This window comes from Pseudomonas psychrophila HA-4, assembly GCF_000282975.1.
Classification (GTDB): domain Bacteria; phylum Pseudomonadota; class Gammaproteobacteria; order Pseudomonadales; family Pseudomonadaceae; genus Aquipseudomonas; species Aquipseudomonas psychrophila_A.
The window spans coordinates 124,709-150,870 of record NZ_ALJC01000038.1; the positions used below are offsets into that span (position 1 = coordinate 124,709).

Here is a 26,162-nt window from a genome sequence, read left to right on the forward strand (position 1 = left end):
TTTACTAAGTCCGTTAAACTCCCCGGCCCTGCTAGACGAAACCTATCATGCGCGTTGCTGACTTTACCTTCGAGCTCCCTGATTCACTCATCGCACGCCATCCTTTGGCGGAGCGCCGTAACAGTCGCCTGCTGACCCTAGATGGGGAGAGCGGGGCGCTGGCACATCGTCAATTTACTGATTTGCTTGAGCATTTACGCCCAGGCGATTTGATGGTGTTTAACAATACCCGGGTGATTCCAGCCCGCTTGTTCGGCCAAAAGGCCTCGGGCGGCAAGCTGGAAATTCTGGTTGAGCGGGTGCTCGACAGTCATCGGGTGCTGGCGCATGTGCGCTCCAGCAAGTCGCCGAAACCAGGGTCGAAAATCCTGATTGATGGCGGCGGTGAAGCCGAGATGCTGGCACGCCACGATGCGTTGTTTGAGCTGGGCTTTGCCGAGGAGGTGTTGCCGCTGCTGGACCGCGTCGGGCATATGCCGTTGCCGCCTTATATCGATCGCCCGGATGAAGGTTCGGACCGCGAGCGTTATCAAACGGTCTACGCTCAGCGCTTGGGCGCAGTGGCTGCGCCGACTGCCGGGCTGCATTTCGATGAGCCTCTGATGCAGGCCATTGCCGCCAAAGGCGTCGAAACGGCGTTTGTGACGCTGCATGTGGGCGCGGGCACGTTCCAGCCAGTGCGGGTGGAGCGTCTTGAAGATCACCACATGCACACTGAATGGCTGGAAGTCGGCCAGGATGTGGTCGACGCTGTGGCGGCATGCCGTGCGCGTGGCGGGCGAGTGATTGCGGTGGGCACCACCAGTGTGCGTTCGCTCGAGAGCGCAGCGCGCGATGGCGTGCTGAAGCCGTTCAGTGGCGACACTGATATCTTTATTTTTCCGGGCCGCCCGTTTCATGTGGTCGATGCCCTGGTGACCAATTTCCATCTGCCGGAATCCACGCTGTTGATGCTGGTTTCGGCGTTCGCCGGTTATCCCGAAACCATGGCGGCCTATCAGGCTGCGGTTGAGCATGGGTACCGCTTCTTTAGTTATGGTGATGCGATGTTCATCACCCGCAATCCTGCGCCGACGGCTCCAGCCCCGGCCCCAGAGGATCAAGCATGAGCAACTGTCGTATGTCCTTCGAGCTGCTGGCCACTGATGGCAAGGCGCGTCGCGGTCGTCTGACCTTTCCCCGGGGTGTGGTTGAAACCCCGGCCTTTATGCCCGTGGGCACGTATGGCACGGTCAAGGGCATGTTGCCGCGTGACATTGAAGCCATTGGCGCGCAGATGATTCTGGGCAACACCTTCCACCTGTGGCTGCGCCCTGGCACTGAAGTAATCAAGAAGCACGGCGACTTGCACGACTTCATGAAGTGGCAGGGCCCGATCCTGACGGACTCCGGTGGTTTTCAGGTGTTCAGCCTGGGTGCCATGCGCAAGATTAAAGAAGAGGGTGTGACGTTCGCGTCTCCGGTCGACGGCGCCAAGGTGTTTATGGGGCCGGAAGAGTCGATGCAGGTTCAGCGTGATCTGGGCTCTGACGTGGTGATGATTTTTGACGAGTGCACCCCGTACCCGGCGGATGAAGACGTCGCCCGTATTTCCATGGAGCTGTCGTTGCGTTGGGCCCAACGCTCGAAAAATGCGCATGGCGACAACACGGCTGCCTTGTTCGGTATCGTTCAGGGCGGTATGCACCAGAACCTGCGCGAGCGTTCGCTCGAAGGTCTGAACAAAATCGGTTTTGACGGCCTGGCCATTGGCGGTCTATCGGTGGGTGAGCCTAAGCACGAAATGATCAAGGTGCTGGATTACCTGCCGGGGATGATGCCCGCTGACAAACCTCGTTACCTTATGGGGGTTGGCAAGCCGGAAGATCTGGTCGAGGGTGTGCGCCGCGGTGTGGACATGTTCGATTGCGTGATGCCAACCCGCAATGCCCGCAATGGGCATCTGTTCATCGACACGGGTGTTTTGAAGATCCGCAATGCGTTCCATCGCCATGATGATTCGCCGCTGGATCCGACCTGCGATTGCTATACCTGCCAGAACTTCTCTCGCGCTTATCTGCATCATCTGGACAAGTGCGGCGAAATGCTGGGTAGCATGCTCAATACCATCCACAATTTGCGGCACTATCAGGTGCTCATGGCTGGTTTGCGCGAGGCTATTCAACAGGGTACATTGGCCACCTTTGTCGACGCCTTCTATGCCAAGCGCGGGCTTCCTGTGCCGCCTTTGGACTGAGTTTCGGACCTTTAAGAAACAACATTGCAACTGGAGTGCTTAATGAGCTTTTTCATCTCTTCCGCTTTCGCGGACGCTGCTGCACCTGCCGCTGCTGGCCCTATGGGTGGCGGTTTTGAATGGATTTTCCTGGTCGGCTTCCTGGTTATCTTCTATCTGATGATCTGGCGTCCACAAGCCAAGCGCGCCAAAGAGCAGAAAGCCCTGTTGGGTAACCTGCAAAAAGGTGACGAAATTGTTACCACTGGCGGCATCGCTGGCAAGATCACCAAAGTATCTGATGCTTTTGTTGTGATCGAAGTGTCTGACACTGTCGAGCTGAAAATTCAAAAGGGCTCTGTTGCAGCCACGCTGCCTAAAGGCACGCTGAAAGCGATCTAAGTTTCAACTTTTAACAATCGACGGGGCGCGCAAGGCGCCCCGCGTTTTAAGCGGGCGGCGTGATTGATGCTGAACAAATACCCTCTGTGGAAATACATACTGATCCTGGCTGTGCTGGCGATCGGTTTTATTTATTCCGCTCCCAATCTGTACCCGGATGATCCGGCCATTCAAGTGTCGGGCGCGAGCACGGCATTGCAGGTTACCGAAGCTGATCTGGATCGCGCGAGCAAGGCACTGACTGACGCCGGTATCGTTGTTAAGGGCGCTTCTTTGGCTCAGAACGGTAAAGGTGGTTTGCTGCGTCTGGCCAAGAAAGATGACCAGTTGCCAGCCAAAGACATCGTGCGCAAAGCGTTGGGTGACGACTATGTCGTAGCACTTAACCTCGCGCAGACCACGCCTCAATGGTTGCGTAGCCTAGGTGCTCACCCAATGAAATTGGGTCTGGACTTGTCTGGTGGTGTGCACTTCCTGTTGGAAGTGGACATGGACAAAGCCGTCGATGCACGCATGAAAGTGTATGAAGGCGATGTAAAAAGCCTGTTGCGTAAAGAGAAGGTGCGTTATCGCAGTCTGCCGCAACTCAATGGCGCTATTCAGCTGGGTTTTGCTGATGAAGCAACCCGTGAGCAAGCGCGTGGCCTGATCCGCAAGAGCTTCAATGACTTCGACGTAACGGCAGCAGACCTCAACGGTCAGCCGGTTCTGCGTCTGGCGATGACCCCGGCCAAGCTGGCGGAAATCCGTGAATATTCCATCAAGCAAAACCTGACAACGGTCCGTAATCGGGTCAACGAGTTGGGTGTTGCCGAGCCTCTGGTTCAGCGCCAAGGTGCTAACCGCATCGTGGTTGAGCTGCCGGGCGTGCAAGACACCGCCGAAGCCAAGCGTATTCTGGGCAAGACGGCTAACCTTGAGTTCCGTCTGGCAGCCGAGCCGGGCGCTTCGAAAGCCACTTCCGAGACGTTCGAGTTCCGCGAGGGCAATCGTCCTAGCGCGCAGATCGAGCGTGGCTTGATCATCACGGGTGACCAGGTCACTGACGCGCAGGCAGGCTTTGACGAGCACGGTCGTCCACAAGTGAACATCAAGCTTGATGGTCATGGTGGTGAGCTGATGAGTCGTTCGACGCGCAGCAACGTGGGCCGCAGCATGGCGGTAATCTTCATCGAGCAGAAGCCGGTGACGACTTACACCAAGCAAGTGGTCGACGGTGTTGAGAAGGACGTGCCGACTCAGACGTTCAAAGAAGAGAAAAAAATCATCAGTCTGGCGACTATTCAGTCGCCGCTTGGCAGCCAGTTCCGTATCACCGGGCTGAATGGCCAGGGTGAAGCTTCCGAGCTAGCTCTGCTGTTGCGTGCCGGTGGTCTGGCAGCGCCGATGTACTTCGCTGAAGAGCGCACCATTGGTCCGAGCCTGGGTGCAGACAACATCACTAAGGGTGTTGATGCTTCGCTGTGGGGCATGCTGTTTGTGTCGATCTTCATCATTGCCATTTACCGTTTCTTTGGTGTGATCGCGACAGTGGCACTGGCAGGCAACATGGTCTTGCTGTTGGCCTTGATGTCGGTGTTGGGTGCAACCCTGACGTTGCCGGGTATTGCCGGTATCGTTCTGACGATGGGTATGGCGGTCGACGCCAACGTGCTGATCTTCTCGCGTATTCGTGAAGAGTTGGCCACTGGCATGACACCGCAGCGGGCAATCAATGAAGGTTTCAATCGGGCATTCACTGCGATTGTCGACTCCAACCTGACTACCTTGCTCGTCGGCGGGATTCTGTTTGCCATGGGTACCGGACCGGTTAAAGGCTTCGCGGTAACCATGTCCCTCGGTATCTTTACCTCTATGTTCACGGCCATTATGGTGACCCGCGCAATGGTCAACCTGATCTATGGCGGTCGGGACTTCAAGAAGTTGTGGATTTAAGGGGCTGCCATGTTACGTACAATCAACTTCATGGGCGTCCGCAACGTTGCGTTCGGCGTCACTGTGCTGCTTACCGTGCTGGCTTTGTTCAGCATGTTCCACAAGGGCATGAACTATGGCCTGGACTTCACTGGGGGTACGCTCATTGAGCTGACCTACGAGAAGCCGGCCGATCTGACGAAGGTGCGTGCAGAGCTGGTTTCTGCCGGCTTTCACGATGCTGTAGTGCAGAGCTTTGGTGCGACTACCGACCTGCTGGTGCGTATGCCGGGCGATGACCCGCTGCTGGGCAACAAGGTCGCGGCTGCCTTGGGGCAGGCAGATACTGCCAACCCTGCGGTGATCAAGCGCGTTGAGTTCGTGGGTCCGCAAGTCGGTGAAGAGCTTCGCGATCAAGGCGGTCTCGGCATGCTGATGGCGCTGGGCGGCATCATGCTGTACCTGGCTTTCCGCTTTCAGTGGAAGTTTGCGGTCGGCGCGATCGTGTCTCTGGTTCACGACGTAATCGTGACCATGGGCGTGTTGTCATTCTTCCAGATCACCTTTGACCTGACGGTGTTGGCGGCAGTACTGGCGATCATCGGTTACTCGCTCAACGACACCATTGTGGTATTCGACCGGGTGCGCGAGAACTTCCGGGTGCTGCGCAAGGCAACGCTGGTTGAGAACATCAACATCTCGACGACGCAAACGCTGCTGCGTACTGTGGCGACCTCGGTATCGACCTTGCTGGCAATCGCCGCACTGTTGATCTTTGGTGGCGATAATCTGTGGGGCTTCTCGATTGCCCTGTTCGTGGGCGTGATGGCGGGTACTTACTCGTCGATCTACATCGCGAACGTGGTATTGATCTGGCTCAAGCTCAGTGCTGAGGACTTGATCCCGCCTGCAGCGAGCGAGAAAGAGGTCGACGACCGTCCATAACGATTAGTTGTCTCTGGCAGTTATTAAAAGGCGCGAGTATTGAACTCGCGCCTTTTTTTGTGCTCCAAGGCTAGGATTGATGTGGGAATCTTCCCACCTGTGATGGTCTGGAGGTTCAAGTGAACAAATCTTTGCTGGTGGGCGCAGTATTAGGTGCTGTCGGTGTGACTGCCGGGGGTGCTTTTGCCACCTACAGCTTGGTGAAAAGCCCTGAGTCTGCTCAGGTGTTGGCTGTTCAGCCGGTCACGCAGCAAATCAAAACCCCGCGCGAGGTCTGCAAGGATGTGGTCGTGACGCGTCGAGCCCCGGTCAAGGATGAGCACCAAATTGTCGGCAGCGTCATCGGTGCGGTGGCGGGTGGTTTGCTGGGTAATCAGGTTGGTGGCGGCAATGGCAAGAAAATTGCCACAGTTGCAGGTGCGCTGGGTGGTGGTTACGCGGGTAACAAGGTTCAGGAAGGCATGCAGGACCGCGATACGTACACCACGACGCAGACGCGCTGTAACACCGTTAATGACATTAGCGACAAGGTAGTCGGTTACGACGTGCGTTACTCGCTGGATGGCAAGGAAGGCAAAGTGCGTATGGACCATGAACCGGGCAACCAGATTGCCGTGGACAAGCAAGGTCAGCTGATTCTGAATTGAGTATTTGTGGAGGCGAGCTTGCTCGCGATCGCATCGCCGCGACTTGCTTGACGGGTCGCGTTGGCTGCATTGCGAGCAAGCCCGCTCCCGCAGGTGGTTAGTTTCAAGTCCAAAAAAAAGCACCTCGAGAGGTGCTTTTTTTGTGTCCGATTTCGCTTAGCGTTTCAGCGAGGCTGGCAGGTGTGGCTGGATTGCAGTCAGAACGGCTTTGAAGCACTTGGTGTTGCCAGCAACGATGTGGCCTTTTTCAAGGAAATCGTGGCTGCCAGTGAAGTCGCTGACGAGGCCGCCTGCTTCTTGAATCAACAGTGCGCCTGCTGCCATGTCCCATTCGGACAGGCCTGACTCCCAGAATGCATCGAAACGACCAGCGGCAACGTAGGCCAGGTCTAGGCTGGCTGCGCCTGCACGGCGGATACCGGCAGTTTGGCCAACCAGGCTGCGGAACATGCCCAGGTAGTTATCTAGGTTGTCCATTTGGTTGTCGCGGAACGGGAAGCCGGTACCCAGCAGGGCGCCTTCAAGGCTGGTGCGACCGCTGACGCGCAGGCGACGACCGTTCAGCTGAGCGCCACGGCCACGGCTGGCGGTGAACTCTTCCTGGCGAACTGGATCAAGAACAACTGCGTGCTCAAGGCGGCCGCGGTATTTGCAGGCGATGCTAACGGCGAAGTGTGGAACGCCGCGCAGGAAGTTGGTGGTGCCATCCAGTGGGTCAATGATCCACAGATAGTCTTCACCTTCACCGCTGCCTGGGTGCATGCCGGTTTCTTCACCGAGGATGCCGTGCGTAGGGTAAGCCTTGCGCAGGGCGTCGATGATTTTCTGCTCGGCAGCACGATCAACTTCAGAGACGTAATCCTTGGCGTCTTTTTCGTCAACCTTGATGGTATCCAGGCGCTCGATGGAGCGGAAAATCAATTCACTGGCGCTGCGGGCGGCGCGCAGCGCGATATTCAGCATGGGCTGCATGGACGTTTCACCTAGGTCGTTAAAGAAAGCCGGACATTCTAACAGAAAAGTTTGGCAGATGAAGGTTTGCATTAGCTTTCATAGCTTAAGGTGATTTGCTTAGGTAAGATTTGCTCCCTTTTACCGGTCTGTGAGCGCTCCCATTGCTGTCAAATATTCGTGTCGTTCTGGTCAATACCAGTCATCCCGGCAACATCGGCGGTGCTGCGCGTGCCATGAAAAACATGGGATTGTCGCGGCTGGTTCTGGTGGAGCCAAGATTGTTTCCGCACCACGAGGCTGATGCTCGAGCGTCAGGGGCGGGGGATATTCTTGAAAATGCGCAAGTCGTCGCCTCGCTGGAAGATGCGTTGGTGGGTTGCAATTTGGTCCTGGGTACCAGTGCGCGTGATCGTCGTATTCCTTGGCCGCTGCTGGATCCGCGTGAATGCGGGCAAAAAGTAGTCGAAGAGGTAGTGCAGGGCGCTGAAATTGCCTTAGTGTTTGGTCGTGAAGACTCCGGCCTGACCAATGAAGAGCTTCAGCGTTGTCACTTTCATGTGCATATTCCGTCAGATCCCGGTTTCAGTTCCTTGAATCTTGGGGCTGCGGTGCAAGTACTAAGTTATGAAATTCGTATGTCATGGCTTGCCGTGCAGGGGCAGCCGAGCAAAGTTGAAAAAGAGGAGGTCGCCTCCACCAAAAGTGGAGAGTTGGCGACCATGGATGAGCTGGAGCGCTTCTACGAGCATCTGGAGCAGACGTTGGTGGCTATCGAGTTTCTTGATCCGGAAAAGCCGCGTCATCTGATGGCGCGTCTGCGCAGACTCTATGGGCGTAGCTCGGTCAGTCGTGCGGAGATGAATATTTTGCGTGGCATTCTCACCGAAACCCAAAAAGCAGCCCGCGGCGAGCTGCTAAAGCGCAAGGATTAATGATGTTCGAGCGTCTGCGTGAAGATATTCAAAGCGTTTTCCACCGTGATCCGGCGGCGCGTAATGCATTCGAAGTGTTGACCTGCTACCCGGGCATGCATGCGATCTGGATTCACCGCCTGTCTGGGTTGTTGTGGGGTAAGGGTTGGAAATGGCTCGCTCGGCTAGTGTCTAACTTTGGGCGGTGGTTGACTGGGATCGAGATTCATCCGGGGGCCAAGGTCGGTCGTCGCTTCTTTATCGATCACGGCATGGGCATTGTGATCGGTGAGACTGCTGAAATCGGTGATGACGTAACCCTGTATCAGGGCGTAACTCTGGGTGGCACAAGCTGGAATAAAGGCAAGCGCCACCCAACACTGGAAAATGGTGTGGTAGTCGGTGCGGGAGCCAAAGTGCTTGGGCCTTTCACTGTTGGTGCGGGCGCCAAGGTGGGTTCCAATGCGGTTGTCACCAAGGCTGTGCCTGCGGGTGCAACCGTGGTTGGTATTCCGGGTCGGATCATTGTCAAAAATGACGATGAAGCTGAAGCCAAGCGTAAGGCCATGGCTGAAAAGATTGGTTTTGATGCCTATGGTGTTGGTGAGGATATGCCTGACCCGGTGGCGCGTGCCATTGGCCAGTTGCTGGATCACCTGCAAGCGGTAGACGGCAAGCTGGATGGTATGTGTGGGGCATTAAAAGAGTTGGGCAGCCCTTACTGCGCCAAGGAATTGCCAGAGTTGCGTGAAGAGGACTTCGCCTGCGTCCAGGGCGAGGGCGAAAGCAAAACTGTGTAAATGACCTGTAGCCGCTGCCGCAGCTTGCGGCAGCGGCTACAAAGTTGCGTATGTGCCATTACGCCGCAGACCCTGCTACAATGCCGCCGCTCTTTTGCGGGTAATCCCGACTAAAGTACTAGGTCTAATAGTTGACTTAAACAGTCGGGAATATCATACTCGCCCTCATTCCGAATTCCGTGGTACCTGTCCATGAGACTGACTACAAAAGGCCGTTACGCCGTTACTGCAATGCTCGATTTGGCGTTGCACGCACAGCACGGGCCGGTGTCCCTGGCTGATATTTCCGAGCGCCAGGGCATCTCTCTTTCCTACCTTGAACAACTGTTCGCTAAGTTGCGCCGCAGCAGCCTGGTTTCCAGTGTGCGTGGCCCTGGCGGCGGCTATCAGCTGTCGCGCGACATGCAAGGTATTCAGGTTGCCCAAGTTATCGATGCAGTGAACGAATCCGTCGACGCAACGCGTTGTCAGGGCCTTGGCGATTGCCATGCTGGCGACACATGCCTGACCCACCACCTGTGGTGCGATTTGAGTCTGCAAATCCACGATTTTCTCAGTGGTATCAGCTTGGCTGATCTTGTCACTCGCCGTGAGGTACAAGAAGTAGCCCAGCGTCAGGATCAGCGCCGCTGCAATAGCAAGGCGCCGCACCTGGATAAGATCGAAGCGTCCGCCGTCGAGTGATTGCATAGAAACGACGGTGCGCCAGCCAGCCTGATTTAGGAGATAGTCCATGAAATTGCCGATTTACCTTGATTACTCAGCCACCACCCCGGTTGATCCGCGTGTTGCTCAAAAAATGAGCGACTGCTTGTTGGTTGACGGGAACTTCGGTAACCCGGCTTCGCGCTCTCACGTCTTTGGCTGGAAAGCCGAAGAAGCAGTAGAGAACGGCCGTCGCCAGGTCGCTGATCTGGTTAACGCTGATCCGCGTGAAATTGTCTGGACCTCCGGTGCGACAGAAGCCAACAACTTGGCAATTAAAGGTGCTGCACATTTCTATGCCTCCAAAGGCAAGCACCTGATCACCGACAAAATTGAGCACAAAGCCGTTCTCGACACCATGCGTCAGCTGGAGCGTGAAGGCTTTGAAGTGACTTATATCGAGCCAGGTGAAGATGGTCTGGTGACGCCGGCCATGGTTGAAGCGGCTATGCGTGAAGACACCATCCTGGTGTCGATCATGCACGTGAACAACGAAATCGGCACCATCAACGACATCGCAGCCATTGGCGAACTGACGCGTTCGCGCGGCGTGTTGTTCCATGTCGATGCGGCGCAGTCTACCGGTAAGGTTGCAATCGACCTGGCTAAGTTGAAAGTCGATCTAATGTCTTTCTCTGCTCACAAAACCTACGGCCCTAAAGGCATCGGCGCACTGTATGTAAGCCGTAAGCCGCGTGTGCGTATCGAAGCTGCCATGCACGGCGGCGGTCACGAGCGTGGCATGCGTTCGGGCACCTTGGCCACCCACCAGATCGTGGGCATGGGCGAAGCGTTCCAGATTGCCAAAGAAGAAATGGCGGCTGAAAACATCCGTATCAAAGCCTTGAGCGACCGTTTCTTCAAGCAGGTTGAACACCTTGAAGAGCTGTACATCAACGGTAGCTCGACCGCCCGCGTTCCGCATAACCTGAACCTGAGCTTCAACTACGTTGAAGGCGAGTCGTTGATCATGGCGCTCAAGGATTTGGCTGTGTCGTCGGGCTCTGCTTGCACCTCCGCTTCCCTCGAGCCGTCCTACGTATTGCGCGCCTTGGGTCGCAATGACGAATTGGCACACAGCTCGATTCGTTTTACCTTCGGTCGTTTCACCACTGAAGAAGAAATCGACTACGCCGCGCAGAAGGTTTGCGAGGCTGTTACCAAGCTGCGCGCTCTTTCGCCGCTGTGGGACATGTACAAAGACGGCATCGACATTTCGAAAATCGAATGGGCGGCGCACTAATAATTTAAGTCGCCGCAGGCAGGCGCTGTAGAACGCAGCGAATCGCAGCCTTTACAGCGTCTCAAGAGCGACTCTGATGAGTGAGGATTAGTACCATGGCTTACAGCGAAAAGGTCATTGACCACTACGAAAACCCGCGCAACGTCGGCAAGATGGACGCGGAAGATCCAGATGTCGGCACCGGCATGGTGGGTGCGCCTGCGTGCGGCGACGTGATGCGTTTGCAGATCAAGGTGAACGAGCAGGGCATCATTGAAGATGCCAAGTTCAAGACCTATGGTTGCGGTTCGGCAATTGCTTCTAGCTCTTTGGCAACCGAGTGGATGAAAGGCAAGACTCTGGATGAAGCAGAGACCATCAAGAACACTCAGTTGGCTGAAGAGTTGGCCTTGCCACCGGTGAAAATTCACTGCTCGGTACTTGCTGAAGACGCCATCAAGGCGGCCGTTCGCGATTACAAGCAGAAGAAAGGTTTGATCTGATCCGAATGGTTCGCACCGGCAACGGTACGAACTGGTGATGATACTGGCGAGAGGTAAGGAGTCACGATGGCTATCAGCATGACAGAGGCGGCGGCCAAGCATATTCGCCGTTCCCTTGATGGGCGCGGCAAAGGTGAGGGGATTCGTCTGGGTGTTCGCACTACGGGCTGTTCCGGTCTTGCCTATGTGCTGGAGTTTGTCGACGAAGTGGGCGACGAAGACCAGGTCTTCGAGACTCATGGCGAAAAAGTGATCATTGATCCTAAAAGCCTGACCTATCTTGACGGCACTGAGCTTGATTTCGTCAAGGAAGGCCTGAATGAAGGCTTCAAGTTCAATAACCCTAACGTTCGCGGCGAATGTGGCTGCGGCGAGAGCTTCAACATCTGAGGCTAGTCGTGGGAACTCCTTGTCATTTTGCTTTGTTTGAACTGCAGCCGAGCTTCACTCTAGACCTCGATCAGTTAGCTGTGCGCTACCGTGAGTTGGCGCGTGGTGTGCATCCAGACCGTTTTGCTGACGCTTCCGAGCGTGAGCAGCGATTGGCGCTAGAGCAATCCGCCAGCCTTAACGAGGCTTACCAGACGCTCAAAAGCCCACCTAAGCGTGCGCGTTATTTGCTCGCGATGAATGGGCGCGAGATGCCGCTGGAAGTCACGGTGCACGATCCCGAGTTTCTGATGCAGCAGATGCAATGGCGCGAAGAACTTGAAGATCTGCAGGACAGCGCAGATATAGCCGGTATTGCAGCATTCAAGCGTCGGTTGAAAGTCGCTCAAGAACACTTGAACGACACCTTCGCTGCTTGTTGGGATGATGCTGCGCAGCGCGAACAAGCTGAACGCCTGATGCGCCGCATGCAGTTTCTCGACAAGCTCACTTACGAAGTGCGCCAGTTAGAAGAGCGCCTCGACGATTAACCCAGTGCCGCCACGGTTGCACGCCTGATATACAGATAAGTCCTGATAACGATGGCCCTACTGCAGATCGCCGAACCCGGCCAAAGTCCTCAACCGCACCAGCGTCGTCTGGCTGTGGGGATCGACTTGGGCACTACCAACTCGCTGGTCGCTGCATTACGCAGTGGTCTTTCCGAGCCGCTAGCTGATGCCGAAGGTCGAGTCATCCTGCCCTCTGCGGTGCGTTATCACGCAGACCGCGTCGAGGTAGGTGAATCTGCGCGCCTGGCGGCCTCCAGCGATCCTTTCAATACCGTGCTGTCGGTCAAGCGCCTGATGGGGCGTGGTCTGTCCGACGTCAAACAATTGGGCGAGCAACTGCCTTACCGCTTTGTGGGTGGTGAGTCGCATATGCCGTTCATTGATACCGTGCAGGGCCCTAAAAGCCCTGTAGAAGTGTCGGCCGACATCCTGAAAGTATTGCGCGAGCGCGCCGAAAAGACCCTGGGCGGTGAATTGGTGGGTGCGGTCATCACCGTGCCGGCCTATTTCGATGATGCTCAGCGTCAGGCCACCAAGGACGCTGCCCGGCTTGCTGGGTTAAACGTCTTGCGCCTGCTCAACGAGCCTACGGCAGCAGCGGTAGCTTACGGTCTGGATCAGCACGCTGAAGGCGTTGTGGCTATCTATGACTTGGGCGGCGGTACATTCGATATTTCGATCTTACGTCTAACCGGCGGTGTGTTTGAAGTGTTGGCGACGGGGGGTGACAGTGCTCTCGGTGGCGACGATTTTGACCATGCAATTGCCAACTGGATCGTTGAGCAGGCGGGTTTGTCCGCTGACCTTGATCCTGGGGTCCAGCGCCAGTTGTTGCAAACTGCCTGTGCCGCCAAAGAAGCGCTGACGAACGCATCGTCTGTCCCTGTTATCTATGGCGACTGGCAAGCAGATTTGACCCGGCAAGCCTTCGATGCGCTTATCGAACCGATGGTTGCGCGCAGCCTCAAGGCCTGCCGTCGTGCCGTGCGTGACGCCAATATTGAGCTTGAAGATGTTCAAGCGGTCGTGATGGTGGGTGGTTCGACCCGTGTGCCGCGTGTGCGCGAAGCCGTTGCTGAAATGTTCGGTCGCCAGCCGCTGACGGACATCGACCCGGATCAAGTGGTTGCCATTGGCGCTGCGATTCAAGCAGATACCCTGGCCGGTAATAAGCGCGATGGCGGCGAGTTGTTGTTGCTTGACGTAATTCCGTTGTCGCTCGGTCTTGAGACCATGGGTGGCCTGATGGAAAAAGTCATTCCGCGCAACACCACAATTCCGGTGGCTCGCGCTCAAGACTTTACGACGTATAAAGATGGCCAGACGGCCATGATGATTCACGTACTGCAAGGCGAGCGCGAACTGATCAGCGATTGCCGCTCGCTTGCGCGCTTTGAGTTGCGTGGTATTCCGCCGATGGTAGCGGGTGCTGCGAAAATCCGTGTCACTTTCCAGGTGGATGCGGATGGCTTGCTCAGCGTCTCAGCACGTGAGTTGGGTTCAGGTGTTGAAGCTAATATTCAGGTCAAGCCGTCCTACGGTCTGACCGACGGCGAAATCGCCAAGATGCTCAAGGATTCATTCCAGTACGCCGGTGATGACAAGGTCGCCCGCGTTCTGCGTGAGCAGCAAGTCGATGGTCAGCGTCTTATCGAGGCAGTACAGGCCGCGCTGGAGGTTGATGGTGAGCGCCTGCTTGATCCTGAAGAGCGCATGGTCATTGAGCTGCAAATGCAGGAACTCTCCGAATTGTTGAAAGGCACCGATGGTTACGCCATCGAGCAGCAGACTAAGCGTCTGTCGCAAGTGACCGATGCTTTTGCAGCCCGCCGTATGGATTTGACCGTCAAAGCCGCTCTGGCCGGGCGCAACTTGAATGAGATTGAGGAATAACGATGCCGCAGGTCATTTTTTTGCCACACGCCGAGCATTGCCCGGACGGTATGGTTGTTGAGGCTGAGACTGGAAAGTCGATTCTCGAAGTGGCACACGACAATCACATCGAAATCGAAAGTGCGTGTGGCGGTGTCTGCGCCTGCACCACCTGCCACTGCATCATTCGTGAAGGTTTTGACACGCTGCAAGAGGCTGATGAGCTGGAAGAAGACTACCTGGATCGTGCTTGGGGTCTTGAAGCTCACTCGCGCTTGAGCTGTCAGGCCAAGGTCGGGACTGAAGACATTACCGTCGAGATTCCGAAATACTCCCTCAACCATGCTGCCGAAGCGCCGCACTGATTCAAGGAAGTGTCATGAGTCTGAAATGGGTTGATGTACAAGAAATTGCTATACAGCTGGCTGAGGCTCACCCGGATGTCGATCCGCTCTCGGTGAACTTCCTCAAGCTGCGTAACCTGGTTATGGCGTTGCCGGAGTTCGACGACATCCCGGATCGCGGTGGGGAAAAAGTCCTCGAAGCCATTCAGGGTTTGTGGATCGAAGAGGCTGACTAAGCCCGCAACGTTCGTAATTATGCAATACCCAAGAACCCGCGTATAATTCGCGGGTTTAATTTTTCGCTTAAATCACTGTTTCTGGAGTTACACCATGGCTGTTCAACGTACTTTCTCCATCATCAAGCCTGACGCCGTTGCTAAAAACGTTATCGGCAAGATCGTTACCCGTTTCGAAGACGCTGGCCTGAAGGTTGTAGCTTCTAAACTGAAGCAACTGTCCAAAGCTGAAGCTGAAGGCTTCTACGCTGAGCACAGCGAGCGCGGCTTCTTCGGCGACCTGGTTGCTTTCATGATCTCCGGTCCTGTTGTTGTTCAGGTTCTGGAAGGCGAAAACGCTATCGCTCTGAACCGTGAGCTGATGGGCGCTACCAACCCTAAAGAAGCTGCTGCTGGCACCATCCGTGCTGACTTCGCAGAATCCATCGACGCTAACGCTGTTCACGGTTCCGACTCTGAAGCAGCTGCTGCTCGCGAAATCGCTTACTTTTTCGCAGCTACTGAAGTAACCACTCGCTAAGCATTGGCTTGTGAGTGAGGGTGAAGACATGATTGCAACGACTGGCAAAACTAACCTGTTGGGTCTGACTCAGCCGGAAATGGAGAAATTCTTCGACTCAATCGGGGAGAAGCGTTTCCGTGCCGGTCAGGTCATGAAGTGGATTCACCACTTTGGCGTCGATGATTTCGACGCCATGACTAACGTCAGCAAGGCCTTGCGCGACAAGCTCAAGGCTATTGCTGAGGTTCGTGGACCTGAAGTCGTCAGCGAGGACATCTCCAGCGATGGCACCCGTAAGTGGGTGGTGCGCGTTGAGTCCGGCAGCTGCGTCGAGACTGTTTATATTCCTCAGGGCAAACGAGGTACCTTGTGCGTTTCGTCCCAGGCGGGCTGTGCCCTGGATTGCAGTTTCTGCTCCACCGGCAAGCAAGGCTTCAATAGCAACCTCACCGCCGCCGAAGTTATTGGCCAGGTGTGGATTGCCAACAAATCCTTTGGCAGCGTCCCGGCGACCGTCGACCGTGCCATCACCAACGTGGTGATGATGGGCATGGGTGAGCCGCTGCTGAACTTCGACAACGTCATTGCCGCCATGCACTTGATGATGGATGACCTGGGCTATGGCATCTCCAAGCGCCGGGTGACCTTGTCGACCTCGGGCGTGGTGCCGATGATTGATGAGCTGGCCAAGCACATCGACGTCTCCCTGGCGTTGTCGCTGCACGCACCGAATGACGAGCTGCGCAGTCAATTGGTGCCGATCAATAAAAAGTACCCGCTCAAAATGCTGCTTGAATCCTGCCGTCGCTATATGTCGACCTTGGGCGAGAAGCGCGTCTTGACTGTTGAATACACCCTGCTCAAAGACGTCAATGATCACGTCGATCACGCTGTGGAAATGATCGATCTGCTCAAGGACACTCCGTGCAAAATTAACCTGATTCCGTTTAACCCGTTCCCGCATTCGGGCTATGAACGCCCAAGCAACAACGCCATTCGTCGTTTCCAGGAGTTGTTGCAGCAAGCGGGTTATAACGTGACCGTCCGTACGACTCGCGGTGAAGATATCGACGCGGCGTGTGGGCAGTTGGTAGGTCAGGTTAATGACCGTACTCGCCGTAGCTCGCGTCTTATCGCGGCCCGTGAACTCAATGCTGAGACTGATCTGGCGCAAAACGCTGCGACTCAGCCCTGAGAGAGAAAACCTATGATCTTGCGCGCTGCGCTCTCTGTCGCAATGGTCGGCCTGCTGGCTGGCTGCGTTTCATCGGGTGGTTCAAACCCGTTGAGCAACGATAAAGGGCGTGATGAAGCGCGCGAGGCCTATGTTCAACTTGGGCTCGGTTATCTTCAGCAAGGGATGACCGAGCAGGCCAAAATTCCGCTTGGCAAAGCTTTGGAACTCAACAAGACCGACCCGGACACCCACGCCGCATTGGCCTTGGTGTTTCAGTCTGAAATGGAGCCTGAGCTGGCTGAACAAGCGTTCAAAATGGCGTTGAACGAGCGACCGGCGGACACGCGAATCCTGAATAACTACGGCAGTTTCCTGTTTGAGCAACAACGCTATCAGGAGGCTTACGGCCAATTCCAAAAAGCCTCGGCAGACAGCCTCTATCCCGAGCGTTCTCGCGTTTACGAGAACCTGGGCATGACCTCGCTCAAGCTGGGGCAGCGCGAAGCAGGTCGTCAGCAGCTTGAAAAAGCCTTGCGCCTGAACCGCCAACAACCCCGTGCACTGCTCGAAATGGCTGAGTTGTCTTACGAAGATAGGCATTATGTGCCCGCACGCGACTTTTACGATCGTTTTAGCCTGCTTAGCGGGCAAAATGCACGTAGTCTATTGCTCGGTGCGCGACTGGCGAGTGTTTTCGATGAGCGCACCCCAACAGCCAACTATGGCCAGCAACTAAAACGACTCTATCCCGGCACGCCGGAATATCAGCAATACCTGTCGGAGCAATGATGAAAGCGGTGCAACCCGAAGTTCTAGCAGCGACTCGTGGCAATCCCGGTGAGACCTTGCGTCAGGCCCGTGAGAGCAATGGATGGACCTTGGCTGAAGTCGCCCTGAAACTCAATCTCACGGCCAGTTCCTTGAGCAACCTTGAGGCTGGAGCGTTCGACAAGCTGCCAGGTCATACCTTTGCGCGGGGCTATATACGTGCCTATGCCAAATTACTGGGCATGGACCAGGCCAGCCTAGTGCACGAATTCGATCTGATCACCGGCACCGACGCTCACGGCAGTAACGTACACAGCTTGGGCCGTATCGAAGAGCCCGTCCGCGTATCGCATACCATTCTGCGTATTGTCAGTTTGTTGTTGCTGCTGGCCATCATTGGCGGTGGTTTTTTCTGGTGGCAAGACCAAACGTCTATGCGCGCCAAGGACTTGATCGGCCTGGCCCCAGAACACGTTGAAGTTGAAGGTGCTGACGGTAAGACCCAGATCCATCCGCTCGACGAACCGGAAGATCAGGCGGTAGCTCAATCCAAGGTAGAAGACGAAGTTGCAGCGCAAGCTGAGCCAGAGCAAGCAGGCAGCACTGTGCTGGCATTGCCAGCAACCCCATCGGCAACCCCTGCGGCCTCGGCTCCAGCAGCCGTTGTGCCACATTCGACTGCCGCAACGCCAACAGCGCCGGTTGCCGCACCTGTTGCTCCGACTGCTACCAGCACCGAAGCAGTTGCGGGCGCAGGCAAGGTCACTATCACCTACACCGCCGATTGCTGGACTCAAGTCACCGATGGCGCCGGTAAGGTGCTGTTTGGTGGTGTGAAGCGCAAGGGCGAAACGCTTGATGTGAGCGGCAAGGCTCCACTCAGCCTGCGCTTGGGCTATGCCCGTGGCGCACAGGTCACCTACAACGGTCAGCCTGTGGATGTGGCTCCTTTCACCAGTGGCGAGACTGCTCGCCTGAAGTTAGGTCAATAAGTCATGCACGGCGAATCACCAATTAAACGGCGCGAATCGCGCAAAATCTGGGTTGGCTCTGTACCGGTAGGCGGCGACGCCCCTATTGCAGTGCAGAGCATGACCAACAGCGACACTAATGATGTCGCTGCTACCGTGGCTCAAATCAATCGATTGGAAGCTGCTGGCGTCGACATTGTTCGTGTCTCTGTACCAGACATGGACGCGGCAGAAGCCTTTGGCCGTATCAAACAGCTAGTTAAAGTGCCATTGGTCGCCGATATCCATTTCGATTACCGCATTGCTCTGCGCGTTGCGGAATTGGGTGTGGACTGCCTGCGGATCAACCCGGGCAACATCGGTCGTGAAGACCGTGTGCGCGCAGTGGTTGATGCTGCGCGTGATCGCGGTATTCCGATCCGTATCGGTGTTAACGCAGGCTCGCTTGAAAAAGACCTGCAAAAAAAATATGGCGAGCCTACACCTGCCGCGTTGGTTGAGTCTGCACTGCGCCACGTTGAGCACTTGGAGCGCCTGAATTTTAAGGACTTCAAGGTCAGCGTAAAGGCCTCTGACGTGTTCATGGCCGTTGAAGCCTACCGCTTGCTGGCCAAGGAAATCGTCCAGCCACTGCATTTAGGCATCACCGAAGCCGGTGGTTTGCGCTCTGGCACAGTGAAATCTGCCGTGGGCCTAGGTATGCTGCTTGCCGAAGGGATTGGCGATACTATTCGCATCTCGTTGGCGGCAGACCCGGTAGAGGAAGTAAAAGTCGGCTACGACATCCTCAAGTCCCTGCACCTGCGTTCGCGAGGCATCAACTTTATCGCGTGCCCAAGCTGCTCCCGGCAGAACTTCGACGTGGTTAAAACCATGAACGAGCTGGAAGTGCGGCTTGAAGACTTGCTGGTACCGCTGGATGTGGCGGTGATTGGTTGTGTGGTCAACGGTCCTGGCGAAGCTAAAGAGGCTCATGTGGGCTTGACCGGTGGTACACCTAACCTAATTTACATCGACGGTAAGCCGTCGCAAAAGTTGACGAATGAAAACCTGGTGGACCAGCTTGAAAAGCTGATCCGGCAGAAGGCGGCCGACAAGGTCGAAGCTGACGCAGCAGTCATCGCGCGCGGCTAACCAAACGAATAAAGGATTTTTTGTGAGTAAGTCTTTGCAAGCCATTCGTGGCATGAACGACATCCTGCCTGAACAGACGCCGCTGTGGCGCTACTTCGAGGGTAAGGTCTCGCGTTTGCTGGATAACTACGGTTACAAGCAAATCCGCATGCCGATCGTTGAGTTTACTGAGCTGTTCAAACGCTCGATTGGTGAAGTCACCGACATCGTCGAAAAAGAGATGTACACCTTCGATGACCGCAACGGCGATTCGCTGACCCTGCGTCCAGAAGGCACTGCCGCGTGTGTGCGTGCTGTGCTTGAGCACGGCATCACTGGCGCAGGCCAAGTGCAAAAATTGTGGTACATCGGCCCGATGTTCCGCCACGAACGCCCGCAGAAAGGCCGTTATCGCCAGTTCCATCAGATTGGGGTTGAAGTGTTCAACCTTGATGGGCCGGACATCGACGCCGAACTGATCGTGCTGACTTGGCGTCTGTGGGGCGAGTTGGGTATCCGTGATGCGGTCAAGCTCGAACTCAACAGCTTGGGGACCAGCGAAGCCCGTGCTCGCTACCGCGCGGCATTGGTTGAGTACTTGTCCTCGCGCTTGAGTGAACTTGACGAAGACAGCCAGCGTCGTTTGAAATCCAACCCACTGCGTGTTCTCGACACCAAAAATGCCGACACGCAGGCCGTGCTGGTTGATGCGCCGAAACTGGTCGATTACCTCGACGAAGAATCGCGCGTGCACTTTGAGGGCCTTAAGGCGCGCCTCGATGCTGCCGGTATTCCTTACGTCATCAACCCCAAACTGGTACGCGGTCTCGATTACTACAGCAAAACTGTCTTTGAGTGGGTCACTGACAAGCTCGGCGCTCAAGGCACCGTGTGTGCTGGCGGTCGCTACGACGGTCTGGTTGAACAAATGGGCGGCAAGCCGACGGCGGGTGTTGGCTTTGCAATGGGCATCGAGCGTCTGATTCTGCTGCTCGAAACCTTGGAGCAAGTCCCTGAAGAAATCGCGCGGCAGGTGGATGTCTACCTGTGTGCGTTCGGTGAGGCCGCTGAACTGGCCGCCCTGACGCTAAGCGAGCGTGTTCGCGATCAGTTGCCGAACCTGCGCCTGCAAATCAACGCAGGCGCTGGCAGCTTCAAAAGCCAGTTCAAAAAGGCTGACAAGAGCGGTGCGCTGTATGCACTGATTCTGGGTGACGACGAATTGGTCCAGCAAGTGGTAGGTGTCAAACCCCTGCGTGGCCAGGGCGAACAACAAACTATTGCCTGGGATGCTCTTTCCGAGCACTTGGCCACCTGCGTCGTGCAGGGTTGAAGCTGTAAAACAGCCGATTTATCGAATAAGGAGTGTTGGGGTGTCGAGTAACGAAGATGATCAGCTGGGCGAGTTGAAAGACTGGTGGCAGCGCAACGGCAAACCCCTGGTCACTGGCGGCTTGCTGGCGCTGGTGGTGGTGTTCGGCTGGCAGGCTTGGCACAAATACCAGAGCAATCAGTCGCAAGGCGCGTCCATTCTCTATCAACAATTGCTTGAAACCGCGCTGACGCCTAATGGGCAGCCAGATGCGGGCCGTGTGGCCGACTTGTCCAACAAGCTGAAAAGCGAATACGGCGGTTCGGCCTACGCACAATTTGGCGGTCTGTTTGTGGCCAAAGTGGCTGTAGACACTGGCAAGCTGGATGATGCGGCCACCGAGCTCAAGGCAATTGTCGACAAGCCGGCTAACCCAACGTTGGGTGAAGTGGCGCGTCAGCGTCTGGCACAGGTTCTTGCAGCACAAGGCAAGGCTGATGACGCCTTGAAGCTGCTCGAAGGTGACTCGGACAAAGCATTCCTGGCTGGCCGTGAAGAACTGAAAGGCGATCTGCTGGTTCAGCAGGGTCGTACTGATGACGCACGTGTAGCCTACGAAAAAGCCAAGGCTGCACTGTCGGATGAAGCGGCGGTCGGTGGCTTACAAATCAAGCTTGATGACTTGGCCAAAGGGGATGCGTGAAGTGATGCGTTGGAAACATGCGGCATTGCTGGCTCTGGTCGTTTTGGCCGCGGGTTGCAGCAGCAACAGCAAAAAAGAACTTCCACCCGCTGAGCTGACTGACTTTAAAGAAGAAGTCGTTCTGCAAAAGCAGTGGGATCGTTCTATCGGTGACGGTCAGGGTAAAACCTACAACATGCTGACTCCAGCGGTTGAAGGTAATACCATTTACGCCGCTGACGTGAACGGTATTGTGATGTCTCTGGACCGCATGAACGGTGACGTTCAGTGGAAGAAAGACCTCGAGCTGCCTGTTTCCGGCGCAATCGGCGTTGGCTACGGTCTGGTCATGCTCGGCACCTTGCAAGGTGACGTGATTGCCCTGGACGCCAGCACTGGCGAACAAAAGTGGCGCACTCGCGTTAACAGTGAAGTGCTTGCGCCGCCTGCCACCAATGGTGACATCGTTGTGGTTCAGACCCAGGACGACCACCTTGTTGGCCTGGATGCCTCGACCGGCGACCGTCGTTGGATCTACGACAGCACGCCAGGTGTTTTGACCTTGCGTGGTACCGGCGCGCCGCTGGTGACTAATCATCTGGCAATTGCAGGTCTTTCGACCGGCAAAGTAGTTGCCCTTGATACTCAAAACGGCGTGCCAGTGTGGGAGCAACGCGTTGCTATCCCGCAAGGCCGTTCGGAACTGGAACGTATCGTCGATATTGACGGCGGTCTGCTTCTGTCCGGTGGCACTTTGTATGTCGCCAGCTATCAGGGCCGCATGGCGGCACTGGAGCTGGAAAGCGGTCGCGTGCTCTGGCAGCGTGATGCTTCCAGCTATGCAGGTGTTGCTCAAGGTTTTGGCAACGTCTACATCAGCCTGGCGTCGGGCACCGTAGAAGGCGTTGACGAACGTTCTACCACCGTACTGTGGAACAATGAAGCCCTGGCTCGCCGCCAATTGTCGGCTCCCGAAGTCTTCTCCAGCTATGTGGCAGTCGGTGATATGGAAGGCTATCTGCACCTGTTGAGCCAGGTCGATGGTCGTTTCGTAGGCCGTACTCGCATTGACAGTGATGGTCTTCGGGCGCGTCCGCTGGTGGTCGGTGACATGATTTACGTGTTTGGTAACAGCGGCAAACTGGAAGCCCTGACCATTCGCTAAGGCGTCTATGCTTGAGGCTCTAGAGTCTCAAGCGGCCTTGCTCTGGCAAGGTTTGCGGCACATCTGTGCTGTTCCGAACTCTGGCCGCTGCCTTGCAGCGGCTTTTGTATTTTCTGAAATAACGAAGTGGAGAGCCGCATGGTTCCCGTAATCGCCCTGGTGGGCCGACCAAACGTCGGCAAGTCCACCTTGTTCAACCGCCTGACCAGGACTCGCGACGCCATTGTCGGCGACTTGTCCGGTCTGACCCGTGATCGCCAATACGGTGAGGCCAAGTGGCAAGGGCGTTCCTACATTTTGGTCGACACCGGCGGTATCTCTGGTGACGAGCACGGTATGGACGAAAAAATGGCCGAGCAGTCGCTGCTGGCCATCGAAGAAGCTGATGTCGTTCTGTTCCTGGTAGATGCAAAAGCAGGTTTTACCGCTGCTGACCAGATGATCGGCGAGCACCTTCGCAAGCGTAACAAGCGTTCTTACGTGGTGGCTAACAAGGTCGACAACATCGACCCGGACATGGCTCGCGCCGAGTTCGCACCGTTGGGCATGGGCGACGCGATCCCGATCGCTGGCGCGCATGGTCGCGGTATCACGCAACTGCTGGAAATTGCCCTGAGCAACTTCCCGCGTGACGAAGAAGAGCCAGAAGACGGCGAAGAAGAAATCGTTCTTGAGGGCGAGGAAGCCAAGCGCATTCCTGGCCCAAGCGAAAAAGACGGTATCAAGATCGCTATCATCGGTCGGCCTAACGTCGGTAAATCGACGCTGGTTAACCGCATGCTCGGTGAAGACCGCGTCATCGTGTATGACCAGCCCGGCACCACGCGCGACAGCATCTACATCCCGTTTGAGCGTAACGACGAGAAGTACACGCTGATCGACACCGCCGGTGTGCGCAAGCGCGGCAAGATCCACGAAGAAGTCGAAAAATTCTCCGTGGTCAAAACCTTGCAAGCGATCAAAGACGCCAACGTGGTGATCTTTGTAATGGACGCCCGTGAAGGCGTGGTTGACCACGACCTCAACCTGTTGGGCTTTGCGCTGGAGGCCGGTCGTGCTCTGGTTATCGCGATCAACAAGTGGGACGGCATGACCCCAAGCGAACGTGAGTTCGTGAAGGTTGAATTGACCCGTCGTTTGTTCTTCGTTGACTTCGCTGACATCCACTTCATCTCGGCATTGCACGGCACTGGCGTGGGTAACTTGTACCAATCGGTGCAGAACTCCTTCAAGTCGGCTGTAACGCGCTGGCCAACCAACCGTCTGACCCAGATCCTGGAAGACGCAGTCAGCGAGCACGCGCCGCCGATGGTTAACAGCCGCCGGATCAAGCTGCGTTATGCCCACTTGGGTGGTGCTAACCCGCCGATTATCGTGATCCACGGTAACCAGGTTGAAAAGGTTCCGAAGTCTTACGTCCGTTATCTCGAAAATACCTACCGTCGTGTCTTGAAGTTGGTCGGTACTCCGATCCGCATCGAGTTCAAAGGTGGCGAGAACCCGTACGAAGCCAATAAGAACTCGTTGACCGACCGTCAGGTCAACAAGAAGCGCCGCATGATGTCGCACCATAAAAAAGCGGACAAGAAGCGTAGAGACAAGCGCTAACGCGCTAGCTGTAAGTTTTTAGCTGCAAGCTGTAAGTTAGAGCGGATATGCTTTTAGCTTGCAGCTTGAGGCTTACTACTTGCAGCTCCCTAAAAGGGTCACGTCCATGATTGTCAGTAAGTTGCCGAATGTCGGCACCACCATCTTTACGCGCATGTCGCAACTCGCGGCTGAAACCGGCGCGCTTAACTTGTCTCAGGGTTTTCCTGATTTTGATGGCCCGCAAGCGCTCCGCGATGCGGTTGGCCAACATATCGCCAGTGGCCACAACCAATACTCACCCATGACCGGCTTGCCCGCCTTGCGTATGCAGGTTGCGGCAAAAATTTCCCGCAGTTATGGCGTACACGTGAATGCCGATACCGAGGTGACCATCACCCCCGGTGCCACTCAAGCTATTTTTTGTGCAATTCAGGCGGTGATTCACGCCGGTGACGAAGTCATCGTTTTCGACCCGTGCTATGACAGTTACGAGCCCTCGGTTGAATTGGCGGGTGGTCGTTGCGTGCATGTGCAGTTGGGGCTGGACGACTTTTCGATTGACTGGCAAAAGCTTAAAGACGCGCTGACACCGCGCACGCGAATGATCATCCTCAACAGCCCGCACAACCCAAGTGGCGCATTGATCAGCCGGGCCGAGTTGGACCAGTTGGCTGCATTGATCGCAGACCGCGACATCTACATCGTCAGCGACGAGGTCTACGAACACTTGGTGTACGACGGCGTGCCCCACGTCAGTGTTTTGTCGCACCCCGAGTTGTACCATCGTGCTTTCGTTGTCAGTTCATTCGGCAAGACCTACCACGTCACCGGCTGGAAAACCGGTTATGTCGTGGCACCGCCGACACTGACGGCTGAGTTGCGCAAGGTGCATCAATACGTGAGTTTTTGTGGTGTGACGCCGCTGCAATACGCGTTGGCCGACTTTATGGCGGCCAGCCCCGAGCACGTTGAGGAGTTGCCTGCGTTCTATCAGGCTAAGCGTGACCTGTTTTGTGATTTGTTAAAGCCATCGCGTTTTAGCTTTAAACCGGTGGCGGGGACGTACTTCCAGTTGGTGGACTACTCTCACATTCGTCCGGACCTGAATGATGTCGACATGGCCGTATGGCTGACCCGCGAGCACGGTGTTGCGACCATTCCGGTGTCGGTGTTCTACCAGAGCCCGCCTGAAGGGCAACGGCTGGTCCGTCTGTGTTTTGCCAAACGCGAGGAGACGCTGCGTGAAGCAGCAGAAAAACTATGCGTGATCTAAGTGGTTTACCCGATCTAACCCTGGCGTTGGTGCAGACCACATTGGTCTGGCACGACCGTCAGGCCAATTTTGAGCGTTTTGAAGAATTGCTTGAGCAAGCGCGTGGCGCAGATTTGGTGGTATTACCAGAAATGTTCACCACAGGCTTTAGCATGCAGTCCGAGACCCTTGCAGAGCCCGAAAATGGCCCAACAAGCGAGTGGTTGCGGCGCCAGGCTAAAAGGCTCAATGCGGTCGTGACCGGCAGCGTGATTGTGAAGGCCGCTGATGGCAGCCATCGCAACCGCTTGCTCTGGGCGCGCCCTGATGGCGAAGTGCTGCATTACGACAAACGCCACTTGTTCCGCATGGCGGGGGAGCACGAGCACTTCACGCCGGGCGAGCGTCAGGTTCAGTTTGAAGTCAAAGGCTGGCGTATTCGCCCGTTGATTTGCTACGACCTGCGCTTCCCGGTGTGGAGCAGCGACCCGCATGACACAGACCTGCTGCTGTACACCGCCAACTGGCCGGGCGCGCGCCGACTGCACTGGAATCGTCTGCTACCAGCTCGGGCGATTGAAAACCTGTGTTATGTAGGCGCGGTAAACCGCGTTGGCACAGATGGAAAAGGTCTGGTCTACACCGGTGACAGCCACATCTTAGACTTCCAGGGTGAATCATTACTCAGTGCAGGCGAGGCAGATGGCGTGTTTCAGGTTAGCCTGAGCGCCAGCGACTTGGCGGCATACCGTGAGCGTTTTCCGGCGTACATGGATGCCGACAACTTTGATCTGATTTAACTGACACACCCTCGCGATCTTTTACAAAATCAAAAGATCGCGAGCACATAGCCAAAACCTGTAGCAGTTGACGAGCTTTGCGAGGCTACGTCCGGCTGCGCAGCAGTCGCAAAACCTGTGCACTGTATCTATCTGACAAAACCAAAAGATCGCGAGGCAAGCTCTCTCCTACAGAACTGAACTGCCCCCCAAAAGTTGGACAGATTAACTAGCGCCCTG

Annotated in this window: 28 protein-coding genes; 27 read left to right on the forward strand and 1 reads right to left on the reverse strand. The window is 55.9% G+C overall.

The window, feature by feature from the left end:
* The first annotated feature begins 47 nt into the window (after nt 1-47).
* From queA to B347_RS0105235, 6 genes are all read left to right on the forward strand, one after another.
* Nucleotides 48-1,109 carry a tRNA preQ1(34) S-adenosylmethionine ribosyltransferase-isomerase QueA gene (gene queA / locus B347_RS0105210; protein WP_019408652.1) on the forward strand — a complete coding sequence of 354 codons (1,062 nt, stop codon included), beginning with the start codon at nt 48-50 and terminating at the stop codon, nt 1,107-1,109.
* 11 nt (nt 1,110-1,120) lie between these two features.
* On the forward strand, nt 1,121-2,236 hold the full coding sequence (gene tgt, locus B347_RS0105215; RefSeq protein ID WP_019408653.1) for a tRNA guanosine(34) transglycosylase Tgt: 1,116 nt from the start codon (nt 1,121-1,123) through the stop codon (nt 2,234-2,236).
* A 42-nt stretch (nt 2,237-2,278) separates the two neighbouring features.
* Nucleotides 2,279-2,617, forward strand: a complete 339-nt coding sequence (gene yajC / locus B347_RS0105220) for a preprotein translocase subunit YajC (protein ID WP_019408654.1) — start codon at nt 2,279-2,281, stop codon at nt 2,615-2,617.
* 66 nt (nt 2,618-2,683) lie between these two features.
* Entirely contained in the window at nt 2,684-4,552 is a 1,869-nt protein-coding gene (gene secD, locus B347_RS0105225) for a protein translocase subunit SecD (protein ID WP_019408655.1), read from the forward strand.
* A gap of 9 nt (nt 4,553-4,561) precedes the next feature.
* Entirely contained in the window at nt 4,562-5,476 is a 915-nt protein-coding gene (gene secF, locus B347_RS0105230; RefSeq protein ID WP_019408656.1) for a protein translocase subunit SecF, read from the forward strand.
* Between the two features lie 119 nt (nt 5,477-5,595).
* Entirely contained in the window at nt 5,596-6,123 is a 528-nt protein-coding gene (locus B347_RS0105235; protein ID WP_019408657.1) for a glycine zipper 2TM domain-containing protein, read from the forward strand.
* A gap of 156 nt (nt 6,124-6,279) precedes the next feature.
* On the opposite strand, the gene suhB is transcribed toward B347_RS0105235, so the two are convergent.
* On the reverse strand, nt 6,280-7,095 hold the full coding sequence (gene suhB, locus B347_RS0105240; RefSeq protein ID WP_026013996.1) for an inositol-phosphate phosphatase: 816 nt from the start codon (nt 7,093-7,095) through the stop codon (nt 6,280-6,282).
* 143 nt (nt 7,096-7,238) lie between these two features.
* On the opposite strand from suhB, the gene trmJ reads away from it, so the two are divergent.
* The 21 genes from trmJ to B347_RS0105345 all read left to right on the forward strand — a co-directional run bounded on the left by trmJ (nt 7,239) and on the right by B347_RS0105345 (nt 25,943).
* Nucleotides 7,239-8,009, forward strand: a complete 771-nt coding sequence (trmJ, locus tag B347_RS0105245) for a tRNA (cytosine(32)/uridine(32)-2'-O)-methyltransferase TrmJ (RefSeq protein ID WP_019408659.1) — start codon at nt 7,239-7,241, stop codon at nt 8,007-8,009.
* 2 nt (nt 8,010-8,011) lie between these two features.
* Nucleotides 8,012-8,788: a serine O-acetyltransferase gene (gene cysE, locus B347_RS0105250; RefSeq protein WP_019408660.1), complete on the forward strand. Its 777-nt coding sequence runs from the start codon at nt 8,012-8,014 to the stop codon at nt 8,786-8,788.
* Between the two features lie 192 nt (nt 8,789-8,980).
* Nucleotides 8,981-9,472, forward strand: a complete 492-nt coding sequence (gene iscR, locus B347_RS0105255) for a Fe-S cluster assembly transcriptional regulator IscR (RefSeq protein WP_026013997.1) — start codon at nt 8,981-8,983, stop codon at nt 9,470-9,472.
* Nucleotides 9,473-9,521: 49 nt separating this feature from the next.
* The gene (locus B347_RS0105260; RefSeq protein ID WP_019408662.1) at nt 9,522-10,736 is read left to right on the forward strand and encodes an IscS subfamily cysteine desulfurase; all 1,215 of its coding nucleotides are present in this window, start codon (nt 9,522-9,524) and stop codon (nt 10,734-10,736) included.
* A gap of 95 nt (nt 10,737-10,831) precedes the next feature.
* On the forward strand, nt 10,832-11,218 hold the full coding sequence (gene iscU / locus B347_RS0105265; RefSeq protein ID WP_003443374.1) for a Fe-S cluster assembly scaffold IscU: 387 nt from the start codon (nt 10,832-10,834) through the stop codon (nt 11,216-11,218).
* Between the two features lie 66 nt (nt 11,219-11,284).
* Complete coding sequence (iscA, locus tag B347_RS0105270) at nt 11,285-11,608, forward strand: iron-sulfur cluster assembly protein IscA (protein WP_019408663.1); 324 nt, start codon at nt 11,285-11,287, stop codon at nt 11,606-11,608.
* Between the two features lie 8 nt (nt 11,609-11,616).
* Entirely contained in the window at nt 11,617-12,138 is a 522-nt protein-coding gene (gene hscB, locus B347_RS0105275; protein WP_026013998.1) for a co-chaperone HscB, read from the forward strand.
* Nucleotides 12,139-12,189: 51 nt separating this feature from the next.
* Nucleotides 12,190-14,052, forward strand: coding sequence for a Fe-S protein assembly chaperone HscA (gene hscA / locus B347_RS0105280; RefSeq protein WP_019408665.1), 1,863 nt, complete (start codon nt 12,190-12,192; stop codon nt 14,050-14,052).
* Between the two features lie 2 nt (nt 14,053-14,054).
* Entirely contained in the window at nt 14,055-14,396 is a 342-nt protein-coding gene (gene fdx, locus B347_RS0105285) for an ISC system 2Fe-2S type ferredoxin (protein WP_019408666.1), read from the forward strand.
* A 14-nt stretch (nt 14,397-14,410) separates the two neighbouring features.
* A complete protein-coding gene (iscX, locus tag B347_RS0105290; protein ID WP_019408667.1) occupies nt 14,411-14,611 on the forward strand; it encodes a Fe-S cluster assembly protein IscX in 201 nt (66 codons plus the stop codon).
* 94 nt (nt 14,612-14,705) lie between these two features.
* Nucleotides 14,706-15,131, forward strand: coding sequence for a nucleoside-diphosphate kinase (ndk, locus tag B347_RS0105295; protein ID WP_019408668.1), 426 nt, complete (start codon nt 14,706-14,708; stop codon nt 15,129-15,131).
* A 28-nt stretch (nt 15,132-15,159) separates the two neighbouring features.
* A complete protein-coding gene (gene rlmN / locus B347_RS0105300; protein WP_019408669.1) occupies nt 15,160-16,308 on the forward strand; it encodes a 23S rRNA (adenine(2503)-C(2))-methyltransferase RlmN in 1,149 nt (382 codons plus the stop codon).
* 12 nt (nt 16,309-16,320) lie between these two features.
* On the forward strand, nt 16,321-17,079 hold the full coding sequence (pilW, locus tag B347_RS0105305; RefSeq protein ID WP_019408670.1) for a type IV pilus biogenesis/stability protein PilW: 759 nt from the start codon (nt 16,321-16,323) through the stop codon (nt 17,077-17,079).
* Nucleotides 17,079-18,050, forward strand: coding sequence for a RodZ domain-containing protein (locus B347_RS0105310; RefSeq protein ID WP_019408671.1), 972 nt, complete (start codon nt 17,079-17,081; stop codon nt 18,048-18,050). The genes pilW and B347_RS0105310 overlap by 1 nt, the downstream gene beginning before the upstream one ends.
* A 3-nt stretch (nt 18,051-18,053) precedes the next feature.
* A complete protein-coding gene (gene ispG / locus B347_RS0105315; protein WP_019408672.1) occupies nt 18,054-19,163 on the forward strand; it encodes a flavodoxin-dependent (E)-4-hydroxy-3-methylbut-2-enyl-diphosphate synthase in 1,110 nt (369 codons plus the stop codon).
* Nucleotides 19,164-19,185: 22 nt separating this feature from the next.
* Nucleotides 19,186-20,475, forward strand: a complete 1,290-nt coding sequence (gene hisS / locus B347_RS0105320; RefSeq protein ID WP_019408673.1) for a histidine--tRNA ligase — start codon at nt 19,186-19,188, stop codon at nt 20,473-20,475.
* A 40-nt stretch (nt 20,476-20,515) separates the two neighbouring features.
* Nucleotides 20,516-21,157, forward strand: a complete 642-nt coding sequence (locus B347_RS0105325) for a tetratricopeptide repeat protein (RefSeq protein ID WP_019408674.1) — start codon at nt 20,516-20,518, stop codon at nt 21,155-21,157.
* Nucleotides 21,150-22,301 carry an outer membrane protein assembly factor BamB gene (bamB, locus tag B347_RS0105330; RefSeq protein ID WP_019408675.1) on the forward strand — a complete coding sequence of 384 codons (1,152 nt, stop codon included), beginning with the start codon at nt 21,150-21,152 and terminating at the stop codon, nt 22,299-22,301. Before B347_RS0105325 ends, bamB begins: the two co-directional genes overlap by 8 nt.
* Nucleotides 22,302-22,439: 138 nt before the next feature.
* Nucleotides 22,440-23,909, forward strand: coding sequence for a ribosome biogenesis GTPase Der (der, locus tag B347_RS0105335; protein WP_019408676.1), 1,470 nt, complete (start codon nt 22,440-22,442; stop codon nt 23,907-23,909).
* A 106-nt stretch (nt 23,910-24,015) separates the two neighbouring features.
* Nucleotides 24,016-25,164, forward strand: a complete 1,149-nt coding sequence (locus B347_RS0105340; RefSeq protein ID WP_019408677.1) for a pyridoxal phosphate-dependent aminotransferase — start codon at nt 24,016-24,018, stop codon at nt 25,162-25,164.
* Nucleotides 25,152-25,943 (forward strand): amidohydrolase, encoded by a 792-nt coding sequence (locus B347_RS0105345; RefSeq protein ID WP_026013999.1) that lies wholly within the window; start codon nt 25,152-25,154, stop codon nt 25,941-25,943. Before B347_RS0105340 ends, B347_RS0105345 begins: the two co-directional genes overlap by 13 nt.
* The last annotated feature ends 219 nt before the right edge of the window (nt 25,944-26,162 follow it).